We start from the raw sequence: 2553 nt of genomic DNA, 5'->3' as shown, positions 1-2553 counted from the left end.
CCCCAGCAGCCCCTTTGCATCTCTTTCCCTCGAAGCCCTTTTCCCAGGACCTCTTTCTTCCGGAGCCCTTTCTCCAATAGTCCCCCTCAGCGCCCTCTTATTCCGTTCGGGAGAACTGCGGGGCCGCCCAAGATCGTCCCGGTGCCCCCTGCTGACCCGAATCTCCAGGAAGGAAGGCCCTCCATTTGAGGAAGGCCCTTCGTTTCTCGAAAAGGACTCGAGGGCTTCCTCAATTTCTCCCAAAACGCATGCCGTAGCGACGTGACGATAGCCACAGGCTTCCGCGATCCTGACGAGGTCGATTTGCAGGGCAACCGTCCTCTGCCCTCCGACGGAATCGTGAGCGCCATTGTTCAGGACGACATGATACAGGTTACGACAACTCGACTGCCCTATGATAGCCAGAGCCCCCATGTGCATCAGGACCGCACCATCCCCGTCAAGACAAAGGACGGGACGATCCGGACGGGATAACGCAAGCCCCATTGCAATCTGCGATGCGTGTCCCATGGAGCCCACCGTCAGGAAATCCCGATCGTGAGCCACACCGCTCCTCTCCCGACACTCGTAGAGCTCCCTCGAGATATGCCCCGTCGTTGAGACGAAGACTGCCCCCTCCGGAGCACACGCCAGGACCCTCTCAATGGCTGCCTCACGGCTGAGCGGAAGACTCTGAGCCTGACAATCCGAATCTCCGTCCGCCGAGGCAGACCCCCTTTGGAACGTTCCGCCGCGCACCAGCAGGGCGGCAGGGGCCTCCCGCGCACGGATATCCCCAACGATTCGCGCCAACTGTCCCTCGGCCTCGCTCCAATCCTCCGAGAGAATTTCGCAGGGAATATCCATCCCCTCAAAAATCCGGCGGGTAATGATCCCCTGTTTGACATGCTGCGGTTCGTCCTTCCCCCCGGGCTGCCCCCGCCACCCTACAAGCAGGAGCATCGGAATGCCATAGACCTCGGGGGCCGCGAGGGATACCAAAGGATTGAAGGCATTGCCCTGACCGGAATTCTGCATATAAACCAAGGCAGGCGCCCCCGTTCCAAGATAATGCCCGGCGGCCAAGGCGACGGCGCCCCCCTCGTTGGCGGCCGTCACCCGCACGTGGCCGGGAAGCGCTCCTAGCTCCGCGCAGAAATTCCGCAGCAGGGAATCTGGAACACCCGTAAAGAACTCAACGCCCAGGGCACGGAGCTTGTTTAAAAAGATTCCTGGATCCAACATGGGGCTTTATCCTCAAACCAACTCGAGGATATCCCGGATGGGCATGATCATCGCGTCGGCCTCCCGGGCACGCCCGTGTTTCAAAATGCTCTCCGCGACCTTCAACATGGCGGGGTACTCGCTGCGCAGCAGCTGATTCGCATAGATCACCATGCGGATTCCCCTGTCCCTGAGCTCCCTCTCCGTCACCTGGGCATAGGTGCTCGGCACCACGATCAACGGGACGAGGGAAAGCTCCCGAGACTCCCGATAACGTTCGCAGAAGGCAAACACCTCGTCCGGAGATTGCGACTTGCTGTGGATCAGGATGGCATCCGCCCCAGCCTCAACATAGGCCCCGACCCGGCGCAGGGCATCTCCCTGTCCGTACCCCAAAATGAGGCTCTCGCAACGGGCAGCAATCATAAAGTCCTCGGTGACTCGAGCCCTCTTGCCAGTGGCTATCTTTTCGCACATGACCTCGATATCCTCCTGCGGTTGCAGATTGTCCGCCGCATACAGGGAGTTCCGCTTGCGCCCCTTTTTATCCTCGATAATGACCATGGAGACCCCCAAACGTTCCAGGGTCCTGACGGTAAAGCGAAACTGATCGACGTTCCCGCCGCTGTCCCCATCGTAGACGATGGGTTTGGTGGTGACCTCGAGGATGTCGTTCACCGTATGCAGACGATTGGTCAGGTCCACGCACTCAATGTCCGGCTTCCCCTTGGCTGTGGAATCCGTCAGGCTGCTCAGCCACATCGCGTCGAACTCCACCGTTCGGCCATCCTCCGACCTGACGGCCGAATTTTCGACGATCAAGGCGCTGAGGCCACTGTGGGCCTCCAAGACCCTGACGAACCCCTTCTTGTCCAGAAGCTGCTTCAGCCTCCCGCGCCGAATGTCGGGCGTCGTGCCCACCTCCCGAATGGCCTTGTTCAACTGCGTCGAGGAGATGCCGTGGGTGTATTCCGGCTCGACAAGCCTGCCGCCCCACTCCTTCAGCACCTCCACAACCCGGGAGCGCGTCTCGCTCTGCACGCCCTCCCTCCAGTCGGAACCGTGGACCACAAAATCGGGGCGCAGTTGACGAAGGTTCTCCACATAATCCAGAGTGGTCTGAGGCACGACCCTGGAGACCCCCTTCAGATTTTCGACGACGGCGCTGCGCTGCTCGAAGGTCATATAAGGAAGGCGCTTGTAGCTGGCGATTGCCTCATCCGTCAGAACCCCAACAACGACCTCCCCGTACCGTGCCGCCGTATGAATGATGTTGAGATGTCCCGGATGGATGATATCGGCACTCATGGCAACGTAGACCAAAGGCTTTCGTTCCGGCATAACAGACAC

General features: G+C 60.0%; 2 protein-coding genes. Both read right to left on the bottom strand.

Translation table 11 applies throughout. The annotated features are described in order from the left end of the window. Window positions 1-1224: phosphonopyruvate decarboxylase (gene aepY / locus Q0176_RS01270; RefSeq protein WP_299298289.1), on the bottom strand; the 1224-nt coding region annotated here is incomplete at its 3' end. A 12-nt stretch (window positions 1225-1236) separates the two neighbouring features. Next, window positions 1237-2553, bottom strand: a 1317-nt coding sequence (gene aepX / locus Q0176_RS01265; RefSeq protein ID WP_299298285.1) for a phosphoenolpyruvate mutase, incomplete at its 5' end; no start/stop codon positions are given.

Source organism: uncultured Fretibacterium sp., from assembly GCF_938040765.1.
Lineage (GTDB): Bacteria > Synergistota > Synergistia > Synergistales > Aminobacteriaceae > CAJPSE01.
This window is presented reverse-complemented; position numbering and strand designations above follow the sequence as displayed.